20 protein-coding genes are annotated in these 22,402 nt (G+C 63.2%); 4 read left to right on the top strand and 16 right to left on the bottom strand.

Going from position 1 to position 22,402, the window contains the following annotated elements; translation table 11 throughout:
* The first annotated feature begins 91 nt into the window (after positions 1-91).
* Positions 92-832: a transcriptional repressor LexA gene (gene lexA, locus LB532_RS22500; protein WP_140638176.1), complete on the top strand. Its 741-nt coding sequence runs from the start codon at positions 92-94 to the stop codon at positions 830-832.
* Here the strand turns inward: lexA and LB532_RS22495 are convergent.
* Positions 826-3,276 (bottom strand): ComEC/Rec2 family competence protein, encoded by a 2,451-nt coding sequence (locus LB532_RS22495; protein WP_140638177.1) that lies wholly within the window; start codon positions 3,274-3,276, stop codon positions 826-828. The genes lexA and LB532_RS22495 overlap by 7 nt on opposite strands.
* A 103-nt stretch (positions 3,277-3,379) precedes the next feature.
* On the opposite strand from LB532_RS22495, the gene gltX reads away from it, so the two are divergent.
* Entirely contained in the window at positions 3,380-4,804 is a 1,425-nt protein-coding gene (gene gltX, locus LB532_RS22490) for a glutamate--tRNA ligase (protein WP_140638178.1), read from the top strand.
* A 183-nt stretch (positions 4,805-4,987) separates the two neighbouring features.
* The gene (gene gltA / locus LB532_RS22485; protein ID WP_140498678.1) at positions 4,988-6,316 is read left to right on the top strand and encodes a citrate synthase; all 1,329 of its coding nucleotides are present in this window, start codon (positions 4,988-4,990) and stop codon (positions 6,314-6,316) included.
* Positions 6,317-6,382: 66 nt separating this feature from the next.
* On the opposite strand, the gene lpxB is transcribed toward gltA, so the two are convergent.
* The 13 genes from lpxB to LB532_RS22420 all read right to left on the bottom strand — a co-directional run bounded on the left by lpxB (position 6,383) and on the right by LB532_RS22420 (position 19,500).
* Positions 6,383-7,561, bottom strand: a complete 1,179-nt coding sequence (gene lpxB / locus LB532_RS22480) for a lipid-A-disaccharide synthase (protein ID WP_140638179.1) — start codon at positions 7,559-7,561, stop codon at positions 6,383-6,385.
* Positions 7,554-8,453, bottom strand: coding sequence for an LpxI family protein (locus LB532_RS22475; protein WP_411908891.1), 900 nt, complete (start codon positions 8,451-8,453; stop codon positions 7,554-7,556). Before LB532_RS22475 ends, lpxB begins: the two co-directional genes overlap by 8 nt.
* Positions 8,440-9,273 carry an acyl-ACP--UDP-N-acetylglucosamine O-acyltransferase gene (lpxA, locus tag LB532_RS22470; RefSeq protein WP_140638181.1) on the bottom strand — a complete coding sequence of 278 codons (834 nt, stop codon included), beginning with the start codon at positions 9,271-9,273 and terminating at the stop codon, positions 8,440-8,442. The genes LB532_RS22475 and lpxA overlap by 14 nt, the downstream gene beginning before the upstream one ends.
* Positions 9,274-9,287: 14 nt before the next feature.
* Positions 9,288-9,752 carry a 3-hydroxyacyl-ACP dehydratase FabZ gene (gene fabZ, locus LB532_RS22465; RefSeq protein ID WP_140638182.1) on the bottom strand — a complete coding sequence of 155 codons (465 nt, stop codon included), beginning with the start codon at positions 9,750-9,752 and terminating at the stop codon, positions 9,288-9,290.
* On the bottom strand, positions 9,745-10,803 hold the full coding sequence (gene lpxD / locus LB532_RS22460; protein WP_140548367.1) for a UDP-3-O-(3-hydroxymyristoyl)glucosamine N-acyltransferase: 1,059 nt from the start codon (positions 10,801-10,803) through the stop codon (positions 9,745-9,747). The genes fabZ and lpxD overlap by 8 nt, the downstream gene beginning before the upstream one ends.
* Positions 10,804-10,879: 76 nt before the next feature.
* Positions 10,880-13,258: an outer membrane protein assembly factor BamA gene (gene bamA, locus LB532_RS22455; RefSeq protein WP_140638183.1), complete on the bottom strand. Its 2,379-nt coding sequence runs from the start codon at positions 13,256-13,258 to the stop codon at positions 10,880-10,882.
* A gap of 217 nt (positions 13,259-13,475) precedes the next feature.
* Positions 13,476-14,618, bottom strand: coding sequence for an RIP metalloprotease RseP (gene rseP, locus LB532_RS22450; protein WP_140638184.1), 1,143 nt, complete (start codon positions 14,616-14,618; stop codon positions 13,476-13,478).
* Between the two features lie 100 nt (positions 14,619-14,718).
* Positions 14,719-15,534, bottom strand: coding sequence for a phosphatidate cytidylyltransferase (locus LB532_RS22445; RefSeq protein WP_140638185.1), 816 nt, complete (start codon positions 15,532-15,534; stop codon positions 14,719-14,721).
* Positions 15,531-16,265, bottom strand: a complete 735-nt coding sequence (locus LB532_RS22440; RefSeq protein WP_140638186.1) for an isoprenyl transferase — start codon at positions 16,263-16,265, stop codon at positions 15,531-15,533. The genes LB532_RS22445 and LB532_RS22440 overlap by 4 nt, the downstream gene beginning before the upstream one ends.
* Positions 16,266-16,298: 33 nt before the next feature.
* On the bottom strand, positions 16,299-16,853 hold the full coding sequence (frr, locus tag LB532_RS22435) for a ribosome recycling factor (protein WP_140498698.1): 555 nt from the start codon (positions 16,851-16,853) through the stop codon (positions 16,299-16,301).
* A 110-nt stretch (positions 16,854-16,963) separates the two neighbouring features.
* Positions 16,964-17,686: a UMP kinase gene (gene pyrH, locus LB532_RS22430; RefSeq protein WP_140638322.1), complete on the bottom strand. Its 723-nt coding sequence runs from the start codon at positions 17,684-17,686 to the stop codon at positions 16,964-16,966.
* Between the two features lie 147 nt (positions 17,687-17,833).
* Complete coding sequence (locus LB532_RS22425) at positions 17,834-18,943, bottom strand: aldo/keto reductase (RefSeq protein WP_140638187.1); 1,110 nt, start codon at positions 18,941-18,943, stop codon at positions 17,834-17,836.
* Between the two features lie 29 nt (positions 18,944-18,972).
* The gene (locus LB532_RS22420) at positions 18,973-19,500 is read right to left on the bottom strand and encodes a nuclear transport factor 2 family protein (protein WP_140638188.1); all 528 of its coding nucleotides are present in this window, start codon (positions 19,498-19,500) and stop codon (positions 18,973-18,975) included.
* Between the two features lie 111 nt (positions 19,501-19,611).
* On the opposite strand from LB532_RS22420, the gene LB532_RS22415 reads away from it, so the two are divergent.
* Positions 19,612-20,538 (top strand): LysR family transcriptional regulator, encoded by a 927-nt coding sequence (locus tag LB532_RS22415; RefSeq protein ID WP_140638189.1) that lies wholly within the window; start codon positions 19,612-19,614, stop codon positions 20,536-20,538.
* 27 nt (positions 20,539-20,565) lie between these two features.
* Here LB532_RS22415 and tsf read toward each other — a convergent pair whose 3' ends face one another.
* Complete coding sequence (gene tsf, locus LB532_RS22410; protein ID WP_224557195.1) at positions 20,566-21,486, bottom strand: translation elongation factor Ts; 921 nt, start codon at positions 21,484-21,486, stop codon at positions 20,566-20,568.
* Between the two features lie 107 nt (positions 21,487-21,593).
* On the bottom strand, positions 21,594-22,376 hold the full coding sequence (gene rpsB / locus LB532_RS22405) for a 30S ribosomal protein S2 (protein ID WP_140498708.1): 783 nt from the start codon (positions 22,374-22,376) through the stop codon (positions 21,594-21,596).
* Positions 22,377-22,402 lie beyond the last annotated feature (26 nt).

Raw genomic sequence — 22,402 nt, 5'->3', positions numbered from 1 at the left:
GCGGAACACAACTGGAACAGATAGTGTTTGTTCTGGGTTTGTTTTCTGATTCTGGTTCCAGACCCTTCGTGCAATGCCTTTGGGGGCCGCCATGCTCACGCGCAAGCAACATGAACTCTTGATGTTCATCCATGAACGGCTGAAGGAAAGCGGCATTCCGCCGTCCTTCGACGAGATGAAGGAAGCGCTGGACCTCGCCTCCAAGTCGGGAATTCATCGGCTGATCACAGCGTTGGAGGAGCGCGGCTTTATTCGCCGCCTGCCCAACCGGGCGCGCGCACTGGAGGTGCTGCGCCTGCCGGACTCGATCGCGCCGGGTCTTAACGCGGCAAAGAAGTTCTCCCCGAGCGTCATCCAGGGCAGCCTCGGACAGGGCAGCCCTAGCCGGCAGATCAAGCCGGCGACGTCTTCGCGTCTGCCCGCTGCCGGCAATGACGACGACGCGGTTTCAGCGGTGTCGATCCCGGTCATGGGCCGTATCGCTGCGGGCGTGCCGATCGACGCTATCCAACATCAGACGCATTCCATTTCGGTGCCGCCGGACATGATCATGGGCGGCGAGCACTATGCGCTGGAGGTCAAGGGCGATTCGATGATCGAGGCCGGCATCTTCGACGGCGATACGGTCATCATCCGCAACGCCGACACCGCAAGTCCCGGCGAGATTGTCGTGGCCCTGGTCGACGAGGAGGAAGCGACGCTGAAGCGCTTCCGTCGCAAGGGCGCCTCGATTGCGCTTGAGGCCGCCAATCCGGCCTATGAAACACGTATTTTCGGACCGGACAGGGTCAAGGTGCAAGGCAAGCTGGTCGGACTGATCAGGCGCTACTGAGCGGGTTCGGCGGTGGGCTTTTCGGGTTTACGGTAAGGCGGCAGTCCCCTTGCCTCACGTGAAAATTTTCGCTGTTCGTGCCAGGGCCGATATGGCCTGTCGACGGCAAAGCTGACCTGGGCCGGTGCCGTCGCCGATTGCTGGTCGAAGAATACGGCGGCACTTCCCTTGCGAGCGAGCTGCCGCTTGGTGATGACGAGAACCAGCGGATTGTGGCAGGGGTCGTAGCCCCCGGGGTCGTTGATGACGATCAGATCCGCATAGGCGCAGGCCCTCCAGGCATCCTTGCGATCCTCCACCTGCGCAATGATCGCCCCGGAGGGATGCCGGGCCATGCACAGGCCGGTGAAACAATAGAAAGGCGCTCCCGCCGGAAGTTGCGCGGGATCGAAGATGTCGAACTGTCCGTCTCCGCTGCCGAACAGCTCCGGCGCAACGATGGTTTCGGATTTCAGCGCGCGTTTCCAGTTGTCGACCGTGAATTCGTTCGGGCGCGCCCGGTTGATCGCGAGCTCGCCGCCGCCGATCGGCAGCGCCACCAAGCGGGCATCCTCCGAAATCAGCACGTCCGGCGTGCGCGTGTCCGAGACGGTCAACAGGCCGGCGAGCGCGAAGGGAAGTGCCGCCAGCCGCAGCCATGTCGTGGCCATCGTCGCGATGACCAGGGCGATCGCCACCAGAAGAACGGATTGCTGCGAAATCAACCCGACCGCGTCGACCGGCGAGCGTTGCGAGATCCATCCCGATATGGCGATCATCGCGGTCAGTCCCTTGCCCATCAGATAAAGCGATGGTCCATCGAACCCGAACGGCATCAGCAGCGCACTGGCAACCGCAAGAAACATCACGACGGAAACGATCGGCATGACTGCAAGATTGGCGAACAGGCTGAGCGGCGACACGCGCTGGAAATGCCAGATGGCGAAAAGCGCCGTGGCGCTTCCCGCGATGATCGAGGTCATTGCCAGCCCACCTGTCGCCAGCAGCAGTTTTCGCGTCAGGAGGCCGGGCAAGGTCCGTTGCGGCGGCGGGGTCCGCGCTTTGTCGGCTTTGCGATCCGACCAGCCGGCATAGGCGCCGACCAGGGCCGCGGTGGCGGCAAACGACATCTGGAAGCTCGGCCCTACCACCTCGTGCGGCGACACCACGATGACGGCGATCGCCGAAATCGCCAGGTTGCGCATGGTGAGTGCCGCACGATCGAACAGCACGGCGATCAGCATCACCGCCAGCATGATGAAACTCCGTTCGGCGGCAACGACGACGCCTGAAATGACGAGATAGGCAGCGATCGAGAAAAGGGCGGCTGCGGCCGCGTATTTCTTGACCGGCCGACGGGAAGAGAAGTTCGGGAACAAGGCGAAGCCGCCGCGCAGCAGACCCATGACTGTGCCGGCGACCAGCGCCATGTGCAGCCCGGAGATGGAAATGATGTGATAGATGCCGGTGCGTCGCATCGCTTCGTTGATCTCGTCGGGAATACCTGCACGCACACCCACGATCAGCGCCGCGGCGATCTCGCCCTCGGCGCCGCCGATGCTGCCTCTGATATGGTCGGCAATGGTTTCGCGAGCGCTCTCGATCGCGGCTGAAAGGCCAGCCAACAGCGGCCTGTCATCGGCCGAGACGATTTTGGGGTTGCCGAGAAAGAAGCCGCTGGCGCCGATGCCGGCGAAGTAGCTGTCGAAGGAAAAGTCATAGCTGTCCGGCCGCACCGGTCCGGTTGGCGGCAACAGCCTGGCATAGCCGGTCACGAGGGACCCGGCGGTCACTTCAGCCGGCACCTTGCGCGCCGAAAGGCGAACGCGCTCCGGCGCGTAGCGCAGTTTCGGCCGCGCGGTCGATGTCACGTCGATGGTCAGCCGGATGCGGCCGGTCTCCATCTGGTCGACCGAAACGACGCGGCCGGTCACTTGCGTGGAGATTTCCGAGCCCAGCATCCGCGTTCCCGCCCGCCAAGTCTCGACTTTGCCGGCGAGCATGCCGAGCGCGCACAACAGCGCCGCCATGAAGCACAGGTGCGTTTTCGGCCATGAGCGCGAAACGAGCGCGCACAGTGCCATCAGGATCGCGACCGCGACGGGCTTGGCAAAGCCCGGCTCCGCCGCCAACGAAAAATAGGCAATCGATCCGCACGCCAGGAACACCGGGACGAGCAGGAAGGCTATGCCCCGATCGAGTTCGAGCTCGGCGGCTCTGGCCACGCCGTTGCGCAGGCGAGGCCATGAAGCACGACCGAACTCCCGGCGCAGGCGCGAGGCCGCGCGGACAGCAGGGACGCCAGGCGGCGCGGAAACATCCGGCGGCATCGACTTGCCGGGCTGCTGTAAGGGCGACGGCGCCAGCGGCAATGAGGCCGGCGCGGGCATGACAAAGAGAGAGCGTTCGCTGACGCCGGTAACGACGTCCTCGCCTTCCTCCGCGCCCCGGCCCGCTCCAGCCATCGGGTCTGCCCCTTGCGCCCTCGACACCCTATGCTACATGAACGCGCGACGCGCGAAAGTGCGCGTGATCCGCACCTCGCTCCAGACGTTTCCCGAGAGTTGTATGTCCGACAAGGTTGTCACCCGTTTTGCCCCCTCGCCCACCGGCTACCTGCACATTGGCGGCGCGCGTACGGCGCTCTTCAACTGGCTCTACGCCAGGCACACCGGCGGTACTATGCTGCTGCGCATCGAGGACACCGACCGCGAGCGCTCCACCGATGCGGCAACGGCCGCCATCCTGGACGGCCTTTCCTGGCTCGGTCTTGGCTGGGACGGCGAGGCCGTCTCGCAATTCGAGCGCGCGCCGCGCCATCGCGAGGTGGCCGAGGAGCTGGTGCGCATGGGCAAGGCCTATTACAGCTACGAGACTCCTGCCGAGCTTGAGGCCATGCGCGAGGCGGCCAGGGCCAAGGGCCTGCCGCCGCGCTATGACGGAAGCTGGCGTGACCGCGACCCTTCGCAGGCGCCTCCTGGCGTCAAGGGCGCGATCCGCATCAAGGCGCCGACCAAGGGCGAGACGGTGGTGCATGACCGTGTCCAGGGCGACGTGCGCTTTCCCAACAAGGATCTGGACGACTTCATCATCCTGCGCTCGGATGGCAACCCGACCTACATGCATGCCGTCGTCGTCGACGACCACGACATGGGCGTCACCCACATCATCCGCGGCGACGACCACCTGACCAATGCCGCCCGCCAGACCGTGATCTACAACGCCATGGGCTGGGATGTGCCTTCAATGTCGCACATACCGCTGATCCACGGCGCCGACGGCGCCAAGCTGTCGAAGCGGCACGGCGCGCTGGGCGTGGAGGCCTACCGCGCCATGGGCTACCTGCCCGAAGCGCTGCTGAACTATCTGGCTCGGCTCGGCTGGAGCCACGGCGACGACGAGATCATGTCGATCCAGGACATGATCGCCTGGTTCGACATCGGCGACGTGAACAAGGGCGCCGCCCGCTTCGATTTCGCCAAGCTCGAGGCGCTGAACGGCGTCCATATGCGCCGCATGGACGATGCCGAGCTGTTCGACATCTTCATCGCCACCCTGCCCTATCTCGAGGGCGGCCCGGCAATGGCCGCACGCCTCGACGACAGGAACAGGGCGCAGTTGCTGGCAGCGTTGCCGGGGCTGAAGGAGCGCGCCAAGACGCTGGTCGAGCTTGTCGACGGCGCCGCCTTCCTGTTTGCCGCGCGGCCGTTGCCGATCGACGAGAAGGCAGCCCTGCTGCTCAATGACGATGCGCGCAAGGTTCTGCGTGGCGCTTACGACGCCCTCGAGGCGGTTTCAGGCGACTGGACGGCGGCCTCGGCTGAAGCCGCGATCCGCGACTATGCGACGGCCGGCGGCCACAAGCTCGGCGCCGTCGCCCAGCCCTTGCGCGCCGCCTTGACCGGCAAGAGCACCTCGCCCGGCGTGTTCGACGTTCTCGCCGTGCTTGGTCGCGAGGAGAGCCTGGCGCGCATCGCGGATCAAATCGATTAGGAGCAATCTGGCCCAAGAAGATTGGCATTGAAAGGCGCGTTTCGCAGTGCAACATTGGGCCTTGGCCCAATCTGGCACGCACCCCCTAAAATGCGGTCGCGAAATACGCGCATTCGGTGACTTCGACGTGTCGCTTTGCAGAATTTGCCTTTGCCGGCATGAGGAAACAAGAAGGAGTTTGCAATGACCGAAGCTGCGACAAGACGGGAACTGGGCGGCAAGACCCAGGAAGCCACGGCAAAGCTGGAATTCGCCGGCAAGACGCACGAATTCAAGGTGCGAAGCGGTTCGGTCGGGCCTGACGTCATCGATATCGCCACGCTCTACAGCACCACCGGCGCCTTCACCTACGATCCCGGCTTCACGTCGACGGCAAGCTGCGAGTCCGAGATCACCTTCATCGATGGCGACGCCGGCATCCTCCTGCATCGCGGCTATCCGATCGACCAGTTGGCCGAACATGGCGACTTCCTGGAAGTCTGCTATCTCCTGCTCTATGGCGAACTTCCGACCAAGGCGCAGAAGGACGATTTCGACTACCGCGTGACGCGCCACACCATGGTGCATGAGCAGATGTCGCGCTTCTTCACCGGCTTCCGCCGCGATGCGCATCCGATGGCGGTGATGTGCGGCGTGGTTGGTGCGCTGTCGGCCTTCTACCACGACTCCACCGACATATCCGACCCGTACCAGCGCATGGTGGCGTCGATGCGGCTGATCGCCAAGATGCCGACGATCGCGGCCATGGCCTACAAATACCATATCGGCCAGCCCTTCATTTACCCGAAGAACGAGCTGAATTTCGCCGCCAACTTCCTGCATATGTGCTTTGCCGTGCCGTGCGAGGAATACAAGATCAACCCGGTCTTGGCCCGCGCCATGGAACGCATCTTTATCCTGCACGCCGACCACGAGCAGAACGCCTCGACTTCGACCGTGCGGCTCGCCGGCTCGTCGGGCGCCAATCCGTTTGCCTGCATCGCCGCCGGCATCGCCTGCCTGTGGGGTCCGGCGCATGGCGGCGCCAACGAAGCGGCGCTGAACATGCTGGGCGAGATCGGCCATGTCGATCACATTCCCGAATTCATCGCCCGCGCCAAGGACAAGGACGATCCGTTCCGGCTGATGGGTTTTGGCCACCGTGTGTACAAGAACTACGATCCGCGCGCCAAGATCATGCAGAAGACCGCGCACGAAGTGCTGGGCGAACTCGGCATCAAGGACGATCCGCTGCTCGACATCGCCATGGAACTGGAGAAGATCGCGCTCACCGATCCATACTTCATCGAGAAGAAGCTCTATCCCAATGTCGACTTCTACTCCGGCATCACGCTGAAGGCGTTGGGCTTCCCCACCACCATGTTCACCGTGCTGTTCGCGGTCGCCCGTACCGTCGGCTGGATCGCGCAGTGGAAGGAGATGATCGAGGATCCGCGCCAGAAGATCGGTCGCCCCCGCCAGCTCTACACCGGCGCGCCGGAGCGAGATTACGTGCCGATCGCGAAGCGGTAAGATAAGGCAGTAGTGAGTAGTCAGTAGTCAGTAGGGAAAAGAGCGGCATTTCCTACTCACTACTCACTACTCACTACTCACTCTTTTGATGTACCCCATCACCACCTGCGCGGCGATGTCGCCTGACGGCTTGGCGGTTGTCATGCGACGCGCGATCTCGGCGAACCCGTCCTTCTGCCATCTGCGCATGCCTGTGTCGGCGAACAGCGCTTCGAGCTGGCGGGCCAGATTGTTCGGCTTGACATACTCGTTGTAGAATTCCGGGATCAGTGCCCGGTCCGATATCAGATTGGGCAGCAGCGCCGACCAGACCGAAACGAGATATGGCGCCACGATGCGCGCAACAGGGTCCAGCCGATAGCAGGAGATCATCGGCACATCGGACAGCGCCAATTCAAGCGAAACCGTGCCGGACGCGATCAGCGCCGCGTCGGCCTTGCCGAAGGCCTGCCACTTTCGCTCAGCGTCGAGGATGATCTCTGGTTTCTCGTCCCAGCGAGCGACCGCGGAGCGCACGACATCGGCAACATGCGGCACGGTCGGCAACATCAGCCGCAGGCGATGCCCGCGTGCCCGCAGCATCGACACGGTCTCCCCAAACGGCTCGAGCAGCCGCCGCACCTCGCTGCGTCGCGAGCCGGGCAGGACGAGCAGCGTCTTCAGGCGATCCGGCGAAAGGTCCCGCGGTTGGGCCTGCGTCCTGGCCGCCGAGAGCACGCCCGTGTCATGGGTGAGACGATGTCCGACATAGGTGCCTGGTGGTCCGCCGAGCCTGCCTAGCTCCTTCACCTCGAACGGCAGGATGCAGAGGATGTGGTCGACATAGGGCTTCATCGCCACCGCCCTGCCCGGCCGCCATGCCCAGACGCTGGGGCAGACATAGTGGATGATCGGGATGGACGGGTTGGCCGCGCGCACTTTCCTGGCCACGCGCAGCGAAAAGTCGGGACTGTCGATGGTTATGAGGCAGTCGGGCTTCTCATCCGCGACCATCCTGGCCAGCTGGCCGATCCGCCGCATCAGCCTTGGCAGGTCGCGCAGGATGGCACTGAAGCCCATGAGCGCGATCTCGCCGGCGTCGAACGGCGAGACCAGCCCGAGCGCCTGCAGATGGCGGCCGCCGAGACCGACGAGCTGCACCTCCCGGCCCGTCGACTGCTTGATCGAACGCACAATGTCGGCGCCAAGCAGGTCGCCGGATTCCTCGCCGGCCACGATTGCGATCTTCAGGGCCTTGTCAGCCATGCGCCGGCTCCGCCGCTGGCAGCCCGACGATGAACAGGCCGAGCGCGTTCGCCCGCGACAGCGTGGCGGGTCCCTCCAGGATCAGCGAGCGCCCCGCTTCGACGGCAATGCCAGCAAGCCCCGCCGCATGGGCTGCTTCCACGGTCTGCGGCCCGATCGACGGCAGGTCGGCCCGCAGCTCCTGGCCGGGTTTGGCGCATTTGACCAGCACCCCGCGGGTCTTTCCGGCAAGCCTGCCATGGCCACGCAGCGCGCGCGCTCTTTCGAGCAGGCCGCTCGTGCCCTCAATGCCTTCCAGCGCGATCGCCCGGCCTCCGATCGCGATCGCCGCCTGCCCGATATCGAGCGCGCCGATGGCCTTGGCGGCCAGCCTGGCCGCCTCGATGTCACGCCAGTCCGATTGCTTTGGTTTCGCCGTGGTCAGCGTGCCTTCGCCGGCCGCCAGTTCGGGAACGACCTCATGCGCGCCGACCACTTTGATGCCCCGCTTCTCCAGGCCGCGTGTCACCACCTTCAAAAGTCCGTCATCGCCGCGCGCCAGCGCCATGATCACCGATGGCACGATCGCCAGCAGGCCAAGGCTCGGGCGGATGTCGGTCAGCCGGGGCCGGCGTCTGATTTCGCCGGCAAGGACCACATGAGTGATGCCGTGGCGCTTCAGCGTCGCCACCAGTGAACCGATCTGCTCGAGGGCGAGGCTGTCGTGTTCGTATCGGAGCAACTCCTGCTGGCGGTCGGCCTCACCTTCCATCAAGAGGATGAAGGGCGGGTAGCCATGCCCGGCCAGGCCTTGCGCGACTTCCACCGGCAGGCTGCCGCCGCCGGCGACGATGCCGACCCTGGCCCCCGGCGAGAGAACGAAATCCGCTGCCGCCGCCTCAGTCTTCTTCATCGCCGTCATCGCCATCGCTCCGCTTGAGCGATGGCACAGCATAGTGCCGCTTGCCGCGACTGGAGATGAAATCGATGATCTTCATGGCGGTCGGGGACGACGCAAACTCCGCCTTGGCGAACTCGATGTTCTCGCCAACGGTGCGGGAGCGATCGAAGATCATCTTGTAGACCCTGCGCAGCAGATAGATCTCGGATCTTGGCAGGCCGGAGCGCTTGAGCCCGATGATGTTGAGGCCGCGCAGGCTGGCCCGATTCCCCGCCGCCATGGCATAGGGAATGACATCACCAACAAAAGCCGAGCACCCGCCAAGAAAAGCGTTGTCGCCTACCCGCACGAATTGATGAACGGCGCTGAGACCGCCGATATAGACGTTGTCGCCGATTTCGCAATGTCCGCCCAGCGTCGCGCCGTTGGCGAAGGTGGCGTTCTTGCCGACGACACAATCGTGGGCGATGTGGGCGTAGGCGAGAAAATTGCCATTGTCACCGACCGTCGTTTCGCCGCGGCTGGTATCGGTGCCGACATGCATGGTCACGCCTTCGCGAATGGTGCAATTCTCGCCGATGACGAGCGTGGTGCGGCCCCCCTTGTGCTTGGTGTTCTGCGGCGGCCCGCCCAGTATCGCCATCGGATAGACCTTGGTCGACGCGCCGATCGTCGTCGCGCCGATCACCGAGACATGGCTGACCAGTTCGACGCCGTCGCCGATCACGGCATCTGCGCCGACATAGCAGAGCGGTCCTATGCGGACGCCCTGGCCGATTTGAGCGCCTTCCTCCACGACGGAAGAAGGATGGATGGATGTGTTGATTTTCATAAGCATTCGATTTGTCAGTCGCCGGTGACCATCATGGCTGAAATCTCGGCCTCGGCGGCCTTGTTGCCGTCGACCAGGGCTTCACAGGCGAATTTGAGCAGGTTGCCGCGTTTTTTGATTTTCTTCACATGGATCTTTAACTGATCGCCGGGAACGACCGGTTTGCGGAACTTGGCGTTGTCGATGGTCAGGAAATAGACCAGCGACGGCTTTTCAGTGCGAAGACTGCGGATGCAGATGGCCCCGGCAGTCTGTGCCATCGCCTCGACGATGAGCACGCCCGGCATGACCGGCTGCTCGGGGAAATGACCCTGAAAATGCGGCTCGTTTATGGTCACGTTCTTGATGCCGGTGGCGGATGCGTCGCCATCGATGTCGACGATGCGGTCGATCATCAGGAACGGATAGCGATGTGGCAGGAGCTTCATCAGTCCCAATATGTCGACTGCTTCCAGCGTCGTCCCGGTGATGTCAGCCATTGCTCCCCTCGCCCTGTTTGCGGGTCCTGGCGAGCTTGCGCAGCATGGCTATCTCGCGCATGGCTTCCGCCATCGGCTGTGCCGGATAGCCGCCCCAGATCTCGCCCGCGGGCACATTGCTCATGAATCCGCTTCTCGCGGCAAGCTTCGCTCCCGACCCGATAGTCAGGTGATCCGCGAGCCCGACGCCGCCGCCCATGGTGACATTGTCGCCCACGACGACGGAACCGGAGATACCCGAAAGCCCGGCCACGATGCAGTTGCGGCCAATGCGGACGTTATGCGCGATCTGCACGAGATTGTCGATCTTGGTGCCTTGGCCAATGATCGTGTCGGACATGGCGCCGCGGTCGACGGTGGAATTGGAACCGATCTCGACGTCGTCCTGGATGATAACGCGGCCGATCTGCGGAACACGTTCCGGTCCCTTGGCACCGGCAACGAAGCCAAAGCCGTCCTGGCCGATCCGGGCACCGCCATGGATGATGACGCGGTTGCCGATCAAGGCATACTGGACGCTGGCGCCCGGGCCGATATAGCCGTCCCGCCCGATCTGGCAGGAACGGCCGATGACGGCATGAGGCGCGATGACGGTGCCGGCGCCAATGGACACTGCCGGACCGATCACCGCCCCGGCTTCGACGACAGCACCTTCCTCGACATGTGCGCTCGGATCGACATGGGCATGCGGCGAGATGCCGGTTTCACCGGTCATCGGCCCCGGTGTCGCCGCTGTCGGAAACAGCAGTCGTCCGACCAGCGCGAATGCCTGTTGCGGACGGGGATGTACAAGGACGGCGATGGCGGCTGGCGCCTTGCCAGCGAACTCCGCCGGGCACAGCACAGCGGCCGCCCGCAGCGACGGCATCAGCACGGAATTGCGTTTGCCATCAACGAAAACGAGCGCATTCTCGCCGCCTTCGTTGGCAGGCGCCAGCGCGTCGATGAAAACGCCGGACTGGCCGGAATCGACAAGCACCGAGCCGGTCAGATTCGCGACTTCGCCCGCCGTATACCGGCGTGATGGCGCGAAGAACACCGGATCGGTCATTCCAGAAGCTATATCCAGCTAGGTCGGAACATTTTCTCCCGGATCTCAACGACCCGGGAGCATCGTTATCCGCCGATCAGAAGCGGGTCGATATGCCGAAGTTGAATTCCTGCACGTCATCCCTCGCTTCTTTCTTGACCGGGATCGCATAGTCGATACGGATCGGGCCGAACGGCGAAGCCCACATCAGGCCGACACCGACCGAGGCGCGCCATTTCATGCCCACGGATGATTGGTCAACCAAATCATTGGCAACCTTGCTGCCATAGAGAGTTGCTGCGTCTGCAAAGACCGCTCCGCGCAGACCGAAGCTTTCTGGAACGACCGGCAGCGGGAATTGAGCCTCTGCCGACGCGTTGAAATAAGTGGTGCCACCAAGGTGGTCACCCGCATCGTCGCTATCGACTGGGCCGATACCACCATAAGCGAAGCCGCGGATCATGCGGTCGGTGCTCTGGAAGTGATCGAAGATGCGCAGATCGCCGTCGCCGCCGTAGCCCTCGACATGGCCGGCACCGCCCGAAAGAAGGCCAACCAGGTCGAGTTGCTCGGACAGCGTCTGATAGACGCTGCCGCGTCCCGTCACCTTTACGAACTTTGCATCACCACCGAGGCCGGCCACTTCCACGGTCGTGGTGGCATAGATACCCTCATGCGGGTTCTTCATGTCGTCGATGGTGTTGTAGACCAGTCCCAGGCTGACCGACGACTTGATCCACGGGCTTTGCTCGATGCCATCCAACACGGCTCGGGAAATGTCACAGGTGCCGCTGGGAGGATTTGGAGGATCGGTGGGACCGCAACCATCGTCTACTTCATACTTCTCCCGGGAGATATTGTAGGCCAGCTGGGTCGAGATGCTGTCGGTGATCGGCAGGCCGAAGCGCACCGTCGCGCCCAACGTATCGCTGTCGTAATCGTCGTATTCGCGGGTCCGCTTGTAGATATCGAAGCCGGCGGCGATACGGCGCCCGAGGAAATAGGGCTCGGTGAACGAAAGGCTGTAATCGCGCGAGTTCTTGCCGCCACCCGCCGACACCTTGATGAACTGGCCGCGGCCGAGGAAGTTGCGTTCGGTAATCGATCCTTCGACGGACGGACCGGCGGTGTCCCCACCGGTCGAATAGCCGGCACCGACAGAGAATTCGCCGGTCGACTTCTCGACCACGTCGACCACCAACACGACCTGGTCCGGCGCCGAACCGGGCACCGTCGAAACCTCGACTTTGTCAAAGTAATTGAGATCTTCCAGCCGCTTCTTCGCGCGCTGGATCAGCACCTGGTTGAACGCGTCGCCTTCGCTGACGTCGAACTCGCGGCGGATGACATAGTCGCGTGTGCGGTCGTTGCCGCGGATCTCGATACGCTCGACATAGGCCTTGGTGCCCTGGTCGATGGTGTAGACCACCGAAATCGTATGATTCTCGAAATTGCGGTCGCCACGCGGCGTCACCTGCGCGAAGGCGTAGCCGGAGCCGGCCACCTTCTCGGTCAGGGCAATGATGGTGTCCTCGACGTTCTTGGCGTTGTAGACGTCGCCCTTATGGGTCTCGACCACCGATTCAAGCGCCTTCGAGTCGACTTCCGGAATCGTGCTTTCGACGCTGATGTCGCCGAACGTATAACGCTCGCCTTCCTGGACGGTTATGGTGACCGTGTACTTGTTGGTCGCGTTGTCGAGTTCGCCGACAGCGGATACGACCTGGAAGTCGGCATAGCCGTGATTGTAGTAGAAGCGCCGCAGCAGCTCCTGGTCGGCGCGCAGCTTGTCGTCGTCATAGACGTCGTCGCGCAGGATGAACGAAACCCAGGACGAGCGCTTGGTCGTGATCACATCTGACAGGCGGCGGCTCGAATAGGCGCTGTTGCCGACGAAATTGATCGCCGCGATCTGCGTGCGATCACCTTCATTGACATGGAAGACCACGTTCACGCGGTTGTCGCCGAGCTGCATGACCTCGGTGGTTACGGCGGCATCGTCACGGCCGATACGCCTGTAGGCGGCCTTGACCGACTCTACATCGGCGTCGAGCGCCGCCTGCGAGAACGTGCCGCGAGGCTTCAACTGCACGGCAGCCGCAAGCGCGTTGTCCTTGAGCTTCTTGTTGCCCTGGAACAACACCTGGTTGACGACCTGGTACTCGGAAACCTTGACCACCAGCGTCGAACCGACCTGATTGATCTGCACATCCGAGAACAACCCGGTTCCGAACAGCGCCTTGACCGCGCTGTCGATGTCGGAGCTGGAGAAGGATTTGCCCGGCTTGATGGTGATGTAATTGCGGATGGTATCGGCGTCGACACGTTGGTTGCCGCTCACCTCCACCCTGCTGACGACAGCGGCTTCGGCCGCCGATGTGGCAACGAACTGCACTGCGAGCGCACCTGGCACGACCAAAGCCGCGGACAGGGCTGCCGCGGAAGCGGCGCTCAAAAACTTGGATGCTGCCTTCATCGGGCTTAATAACCTTTTCTCGTAGTCCCCACGGCGAGAAAACCGGACGTGCGGTAATTTCCCGTACCGTATTAACCGGATTTTCCCTACACGCAAGGCTTCTGGTTAATTTGTATTTACTTAACCCTGGTGCGTGGCTTTCGCGTCACTCATATCCCCGTGCATGGTAAACGGCGTCTCAACATCGACCATGCCGAAGCCAAATTTCTTCATGATTTCAGCATCCAAACAGATCGTTCCAGAACACGAAACCCATGAAGCCCAAAACCAGAAGCAGACCGGCCCGATAGGCCATTTCCATCATCCGTTCCGACACCGGCCGGCGGATGACGGCCTCCACCCCGTAGAACAGGAGATGGCCGCCGTCGAGGGGGGGAATCGGCAAAAGATTGAGGATGCCGATGCCTACGGACAGCAGCGCGACGAGCTGCACGAGCCATTCGAAGCCGAGCTTCGCCGCCTTGCCGGCCATGTCCGCGATCTTCACCGGGCCGCCGAGCTGGCACTTGTCCTCGCGCCCAACGACGAAGCGCTGCAGGAACTGGCCGGTGCGCTGGATGACGTGACCGGTTTCCTCCACCGCCGCGGTCAACGCGCCGGTGGGGCTGTAGGTGATCAGCCTGGGCTGGCCGAGTTCCTGGTTATTGACGACGCCGATCACGGCCACCTTGACCTTGTTGCCGAGCGCGTCCTGCTGCTCCATCAACTGCGGCGTGGCGGTCACGGTCACTTCCTTGCCGTCGCGCAGCATGACGAAGGTGATGCTGTCGCCGGCCCGGCCCGAAACCAGGCGTTGGACGTCACCGAAGGTTTCGATCTTGCTGCCGTCGACGCTGACGAATCGGTCGCCGGGCAGGATGCCGGCCTTCGCCGCCGGGCTGTCGGCGGTCACCTCGGCCACCATGGGTTCCGCGACATAGCGCCCATAGGCTGAAAACAGCACCGAAAAGACGACGATCGTCAGCAGGAAATTGAACAGCGGCCCGGCCACCACGGTCGCCGCCCGCTTCCAGATCGGCTGCGTGTGAAAGGCGACCTTGCGTTCCTCGTCGGTCAGCGTTTCGATCTCTTCCGTCGTCGGCTGGCTGGACGTGGCGTTCATGTCGCCGACAAATTTGACATAGCCGCCAAGCGGTATGGCGCAGAGCTTCCAGCGCGTACCGTGCCTGTCGTTGAAGCCGAAGAGTTCCGGGCCGAAACCGATCGAAAAGGCCCTGACGCCGATGCCGCACCAGCGGCCGACGAGATAGTGGCCCATTTCGTGGACGAACACGACCACGGTCAGCACGAACAGAAAGGGCACAAGCGTGCCGAGAAGGAAGCCTTCCATGCCGAAGATCGCGTGAAGAATCTCGTTCAACTCAAATCCTCAGTTCTTCCGCGACATCGTTGCGCCGCGACTGTGACATCAATCCAGGCGAATCCAAGGCGCGCCCGCATCGATCGTGGAACGATGCCGTTCAAATGGGAAACAGCCCCTGTGCCGGCTGATCGGCGCCCGCCGAAATCCAGCCGATGACGTATAGGGCGAAAGCCGCCGCGACAAGCCCGTCGACACGGTCCATGACGCCGCCATGGCCCGGAATGAGCGCGCCCGAATCCTTGCGGCCGTGGCGGCGCTTGACCCAGGATTCCAGGAGGTCGCCAGCCTGGGAGACGATTGAAAGCGCGAGCGCGACGAGACCGAGCATTGGCAGGTTGCCCGCACCGGCGGCGGCGGCCAGGATGAGCCCCGCAACGACCCCGCCCACGGCGCCGCCGAGCGCGCCACTCCGCGTCTTGCCGGGAGAGATGGACGGCGCCAGCCTCGGGCCACCGACGGCCCGGCCGACGAAATAGGCAAAGATGTCGGTCGCCCAGACCACCGCGAACAGGAACAGGATGGCGACGAGGCCGGAATGGTCGCCGTCACGCAGAAGCGCAAGGGAAAGACCCGAGACGGCTGCATAGGCAAGGCCGGAGGCATCCCACTGCCCGGTCCCGCGCAGTTGGGCGGCAATGGCCGTGACGGCGACCAGTGCAGCCATCAGCAGCAGCAGCCACAAGGCCGGTAGGCCGGCGATCATGGCACCGAGGAACACCAGCAGCAGCGCTTCCGGCAAAAAACCCAGCCCGGTTGTCCCGGAGGGGCGGGACATGCGCGTCCATTCATAGAAGATCACCGCCGAAATCGCGGCTGAAAGCAGCCGGAACGGCAGGCCGCCGAGCCAGGTCAGGCCAAGCGTCGCGATGGCAAGCACGACCGCCGAAAGGACGCGAAGCTGGAGATTGCTCATCCCGCGGCCGGTCGCGAAGCGACGTCCTGCGGGCCCAGTCCGCCGAAACGACGTTCGCGCCCGGCGAACTCGCGCAAGGCCTCGGCGAGGTGCTCACGGCTGAAGTCGGGCCAATAGCAAGGCAGGAAAACAAGCTCGCTATAGGCAGCCTGCCACAGAAGAAAATTGGAAAGGCGAAGCTCACCGCTGGTGCGTATGACCAGTTCGGGATCGGGAATGCCTTGTGTGTCGAGGCAGCCGGCAAAGGATTCGGCGGTGATCGCCTCGCTGTCGAGCTCGCCGCGCGCGACGGCCGAGGCAAGCTTGCGCGCTGTGCGCACGATCTCGTCGCGTCCGCCATAGTTGAAGGCGATGATCAGCGTCAGCGCCTCATTGGCCGACGTCAGCGCTTCGGCTTCTTCGAGCAGGAGCCTGATATCGGGCTGCAGCCCTGCCCGGTCGCCGACGATCCTGACGCGCACGCCGCTGCGGTGAAGTTCGGCGAGATCGCGGCGAATGAACAGCTTCAACAGACCCATCAGGTCGCTGACTTCGGATTTCGGCCGCGACCAGTTTTCCGAAGAGAAGGCATAGACAGTCAGGTACGAAATGCCGAGATCGGGCGCAGCGCGCACCGTCTTGCGCAGTGCCTCTACGCCCGCGCGATGGCCGGCGAGCCGCGGCATGCCGCGCGCCTTGGCCCAGCGTCCGTTTCCATCCATGATGATCGCGACATGCGCGGGCGTTGCCATGATCTCGCTTTCGGGCCAGCCGCCGGCCAGACCCTAAACCTGCATGATTTCAGCTTCCTTGTCGGAAAGCAGGTGGTCGATGGTGCTGATCGTTTCGTCGGTAAGCTTCTGGACCTGGTCGGAGCGCTTGCGCTGATCGTCTTCGCTGATAACGCCGTCCTTCTCCGCCTTCTTCAGGAAATCCATGCCGTCGCGGCGCACATGGCGCGCGGCGACACGGGCGTTCTCGGCGTAGCCATGCGAGATCTTGACGAGTTCCTTGCGGCGCTGCTCGTTGAGTTCCGGAAGCGGAATCCTGAGATTGGTGCCGTCCACGATCGGGTTGAACCCCAGATTGGATTCGCGGATGGCGCGATCGACCGCGCCCACCATCGACTTGTCCCAGACCGACACCGAAATCATGCGCGGCTCAGGGACCGTGACATTGGCCACCTGGTTGATCGGCATGCTGGTGCCATAGGCCTGCACCTGGATAGCGTCGAGCAGGTTGCTGGAAGCGCGACCGGTCCGCAGCGAAGCCAGGTCATGCTTGAACGCGGCGATTGCCCCATCCATGCGCCGCTTGAGATCGTCGTACTCACCACTCATCTTAGTCTCCTCGACCCGTCTGACGCGGGTTCACTGCTTTCGGGGCAAGACCCCGTGTTCGAGCCTGATTTCGAATTCCGGTTTCGCCTTTTCCGCGATCAGGCCCCCGATCAATCGTCCGCGACGACCGTGCAGCGGCCGCCGCCCCTCAGAATATCGCCGAAACCACCTTTTTCGTGGATCGAATAGACGATTATCGGAATGTTGTTTTCGCGCGCAAGTGCAATCGCAGCCGTATCCATGATGGAAAGGCCGCGATTTATGACTTCGGCATGGCTTATGCGCTCGAAACGCGTCGCGTTCGGGTCCTTCTTCGGGTCGGCAGAATAGACGCCGTCGACCTGTGTGCCCTTGAACAGCGCGTCGGCGCCGATTTCAGCGGCGCGAAGTGCCGCGGCCGAATCAGTGGTGAAGAACGGATTGCCTGTGCCACCGGCAAAGATCACCACCTTGTCTTGGTTCATGTAGGCGGTTGCCTGGCGTTGCGAAAAGCTCTCGCAAAGCTCAGGCATGGCGATCGCGGAAAGAACCACCGCATCGACGCCGATCTTGTTCAGCGAGGTGCGCAGCGCCAGCGAATTGATGACGGTGGCAAGCATGCCCATATGGTCGCCGGTGACGCGGTCGCCACCCTTGGAGGCAACCGCCACACCGCGAAAGATATTGCCGCCGCCGATGACGACGCCGACCTCGATGCCGAGCGCGCGGGCTTCGGCGATGTCGCCGGCGATGCGGTCGACGACCGAAACGTCGATGCCGAAATGCTGTTCGCCCATCAACGCTTCACCAGACGCTTTCAGCAAGACACGTCGGTAGAGGGGCTTCACCGTCATCTGGTCCTCGAAAATCTCGGCGCGGCAAATCAGGAGGCGAAACTGCCCCGCTTCGCCTGGCGGCGCTGGCATGATGGTTCGACCCGATACACGAAGGGCGCGGCGATGTCACGCCGCGCCCTTGCGCAAAACCCCAGGCTTTTTCGATCAGTTGCTGCTGATGTTGACCGCCTCGCCTTCCACCAGAACCTGCGGCGAATAGCCGGAGGGCTTGTCGCCGGTCACGACACCGCCGGCCACCCTGACCTGGATCTCGGGCCCGAAATAGGAATGCGGGAATGGCGCCGGCATGCTGCTCACCGAATCCAGCCGCTTGCGGAGTTCGGGGGCAATCGAAAAATCCAGCGCCGCGAGGTTGTCCTGCAGTTGCGCGAGCTTGGTCGCGCCGAGAATGACGGTTGCGACGCCGGGCTGCGTTGCCACCCAGTTGAGCGCCACCTGGGCCATGCTGCGGCCGAGTTCGGCGGCCACCTTTTCGAGCTCGGCCACGATCGCCCAATTGCGGTCGCTGAATTTCCGGAAGCTCGGATGCGTGGTGTTGCGGAAACCGTCGAGCCGGCCGGCATTGCCGGCTTGCGTCGGGCGATATTTGCCGCTGAGCAGGCCGCTGGCCAGCGGGCTCCAAACCATGACGCCGGCGCCATGATGCGTGGCGAAAGGCACGAACTCATGCTCGATCGAGCGTTCGGCCAGCGAATATTCGAGCTGCAGGGCCGAGATCGGCTCATAGCCGCGCAATTCTGCGATTGCCTGCGCCCGCCCCACATACCAGGCCGGCACATCGGAAAGGCCGACGTGGCGCACCTTGCCCGCGCGCACCAGGTCGTCCAGCGTGCGCAGCACCTCCTCGGCCGGCGTCAGCCTGTCCCACACATGCATGAGATAGAGGTCGATATAGTCGGTTCCGAGCCGCTTCAGAGAGGCGTCCACGGCGCGCATTATGTTCTTGCGGCCATTGCCGCCGGCGTTCGGATTGCCCGATTCTGAATTGAAGGTGAATTTAGTGGCGATCACCGCCTTGTCGCGCAATCCGCGCTCGGCGACGAATTCGCCGAGCCAGGTCTCGGCGGTGCCGCCGGTATAGAGATCGGCCGTGTCGAAGAAATTGCCGCCCGCCTCGACATATTCGTCGAAGATTGCGTGGGCTGTATCCCTGTCAGTGCCCCAGCCCAATTCGGTGCCGAAGGTCATGGTGCCCAGCGCCAACCGGCTAACGCGCAAGCCGCTGTTGCCAAGCGTGTAGTAGTTCATGGTCATGATATTCTCCGATCGAGTTTGATGTTGGGTTATTGGCCGGGTGTCGTCTTGACCCAGGGATTGCCGCGCTCATGGGTCACGCGGAAGGTGAAGCCGTCGACCTTCCAACCCGCGCCGGAGCGGGTCAGGTGGTGCTCATATGTGCCCCAGACTTCCCAAAGCGGGTCGCCATTGCCTTCCATCCGGTTCCAGGCATAGCCGTTCGATAGGACGGTCGCCGTGTCCGCTTCGAGAACGACCTGGTGATTGGTGCGCAGATGCAGGCTGGTCTTGCTGCCCCTGAGGTTGCCGGCCCAGGCGCCGATGAGGTCGTCGGAGGCAATGTTGGCAGCCGGCTGTCCGGACAGGCTGCTGAAATCCGCGGTAACCCGATCCGCGAAATAGCTGCGGGCAAGCTTCCAGTCCTGTGCATCGACCGCGCGGTCGATGGCATCGGCGATGCGGATGAGCGCGCGCTCGTCGGCAAGCACCTGCCATCCGGCCGGTTCGGCGCCACCGGCATCGATCGGCGCCAGCGCCAGTCCTGCGGCGAAGGTCACATGTTTCAAAGCGTTCATGTCTCGTCTCCTGGAAATCAGCCCACCCTCTGTATCGGGGACAATGTGGGTCAACGCGCCGCCATCGATAAGATTGCATTGTTCGTAAAGACTATGCGATATCATTCATGAATGGATCGGGACCTGCTCACTCACCTGCCCGTCATCGTTGCCGTGGCGCGACGCGGCGGCTTCGCGCTCGCCGCGGCCGAGCTCGGCATGAGCCCGTCGGCGGTCAGCCATGCGGTGCGGCTGGTGGAAGAACGCATCGGCCAGCCGCTGTTTGCGCGCACGACACGCAGCGTCTCGCTGACAGAAGCCGGCAAGGCACTGGTGGAGACGGCGGGCCCTGCCCTTCAGGACATCGCGGAGCGGATGGACCGCATCCGCGGCGTCAAGGGACGGCCTTCCGGCCTGCTCAGGATCAATGCCTCCAACATCGCGATCCCTTTGGCGGTGACGCCTGTGATCGCAGCCATGGCCGATCGCTATCCGGATGTGACGGTCGAGGTTTTCGCCGACCAGGCTCTGGTCGATATCGTCGGGGAAGGATTTGACGCCGGCATCAGGCTGGGCGAGATGATCGCGCAAGACATGACCGCCATACGGCTGACGCAGCCCTTCAAGGCCGTGCTCGTCGCCTCGCCGGATTATATCGGAAAGCGCGGCCGTCCACGCGACGTGGCCGACCTCGAGAACCATAATTGCATAGGCTACAGGCTTGTCCGCTCCGGCGCGCTCTATCGTTGGGATTTGAACGACAACGGCAAGGATGTTGTGGTCGAGACGCGTGGCACCGCCGTCGTGACCGATTCGCTGGCGGCGATCGACCTTGCGCTTGCGGGGGTCGGGCTCGCCTATGTGTTCGAGCCGTTGGTGCGCGCCGATCTTGCCGCAGGACGCCTCGTCCAGGTCCTGCCAAAGACGGCAATCGAGGAACCCGGCCTTTTCCTTTACTTTCCGCGCCGGGCGTCGATGGCGCCGAAGCTGAGGGCCTTCATCGACACCGCACAGGAAATCGGCCGGGCATCCAAGCGGACACCCGGCCGAGTTGCCTGAGTTGTTCTGCCGTACTTGGTCTTCGGGCTATTTCTTGACCGCCGCCGCGACTTCCGCCGCGAAATCGGTCGCTTCCTTCTCGATGCCTTCGCCGAGCGCGAAACGCAGATAGGCCGAGATCTTGGCCGGAGCGCCGATCTGCTTCTCGGCATCCTTCAGCGCCTTCTCGACGGTGATGTCGGGATTGAGCACGAAGGCCTGCTTCAGGAGCACGACTTCCTCATAGAACTTGCGCAGGCGGCCCTCGACCATTTTCTCGATGATCGCCTCCGGCTTTCCGGACTGGCGCGCCTGGTCGGCGAAGATCGCCTTCTCGCGCTCGACTGCCGCGGGATCGAGTTCCTCGGTGGTCAGTGCCATCGGGTTGGTGGCGGCGACATGCATGGCGACCTGGCGGGCGAATGCATTGGCCGCGTGCTCATTGCCCGTGGTCTCGATGGCGACCAGGACGCCGAGCTTGCCAAGGCCGTCGGCCACCGCGTTGTGAACATAGGTCGCGACGGCGCCGTGCGGAACGGTGAGCTTGGCCGAACGGCGAAAGCCCATGTTCTCGCCGATGGTGCCGACGGCATCCTTGATCGTGTCGGTGACCGACTTGTCCGAACCCGGGTACTTCGCGGCAGCCACGGCCTCGCTCGTGCCATAGGCCAGCGCCACCTTGGCGACCTTGGCGACGATCTCCTGGAAGGCGGCGTTGCGGGCGACGAAGTCGGTCTCGGAATTGACCTCGACGACCGCGGCCTCGCGCACGCCGGAATCGACGCCGATCAGGCCCTCGGCCGCGGTGCGGCCTGCCTTCTTGTCGGCCTTGGAGATGCCCTTCTTGCGCAGCCAGTCGACGGCCTCTTCCATGTTGCCGTTGGTCTCGTTCAACGCCGCCTTGCAGTCCATCATGCCCGCGCCGGTCAAGTCGCGGAGTTCTTTGACCTGTGCAGCCGAAATGCTCATTATCGCCTCTTTGTTCAAATGCGCCGACGCACCATCGGTGCTCGACGGTGCGTCCGTTTAACGCGTCAAAATATTAGAAAGATGAAGGCCGTGACCGGCCTTCGCTATCACGCTTCCGGAGTTTCCGCCGCCGGAGTTTCGCCGAGCACCGGCTCGACCGGAGCTTCCACCGAGGCGCCGATGTCGACACCCAGCGCGCCCTGCTGGCGGGCGATGCCGTCGATGGCAGCCTTCGCGATCAGGTCGCAATAAAGCTGGATGGCGCGCGCGGCGTCGTCATTGCCCGGGATTGGGAAATCGATCTTGTCCGGATCGCAGTTGGAATCGATGATGGCCACGACCGGAATGCCAAGGCGCTTGGCCTCGAGGATCGCGATCGCTTCCTTGTTGGTGTCGATCACGAACATCAGGTCGGGTGTCGAGCCCATGTCCTTGATGCCGCCGAGAGCCTTGTCGAGCTTCTCGCGCTCGCGGTCGAGGTTGAGACGCTCCTTCTTGGTCAACCCTTGCGCCTCGCCGGCCAGCATCTCGTCGAGCTTGCGCAGGCGCTGGATCGAGTTCGAGATCGTCTTCCAGTTGGTCAGCATGCCGCCCAGCCAACGCGAGTTGACATAGTACTGGGCCGAACGCTGCGCCGCATCGGCGACGATATCGGATGCCTGGCGCTTGGTGCCGACGAACAGTACGCGGCCGCCCTTGGCGACGGTGTCGGAAACCTGCTTCAGCGCCTGGTGCAGCAACGGCACCGTTTGGCTGAGGTCGATGATGTGGATGTTGTTGCGGGCGCCGTAGATGTAGGGCGCCATCTTCGGGTTCCAGCGGTGGGTCTGGTGGCCGAAGTGAATGCCAGCTTCCAAAAGCTGGCGCATGCTGAAATCAGGCAGAGCCATTCTCATTTTCCTTTCCGGTTAGCCTC

It is taken from the genome of Mesorhizobium sp. ESP-6-2, from assembly GCF_020164675.1.
Taxonomy (GTDB): domain Bacteria; phylum Pseudomonadota; class Alphaproteobacteria; order Rhizobiales; family Rhizobiaceae; genus Mesorhizobium.
The sequence above is the reverse complement of the archived record's forward strand: the minus strand, read 5'-3'. Positions and strand labels throughout refer to the sequence as shown.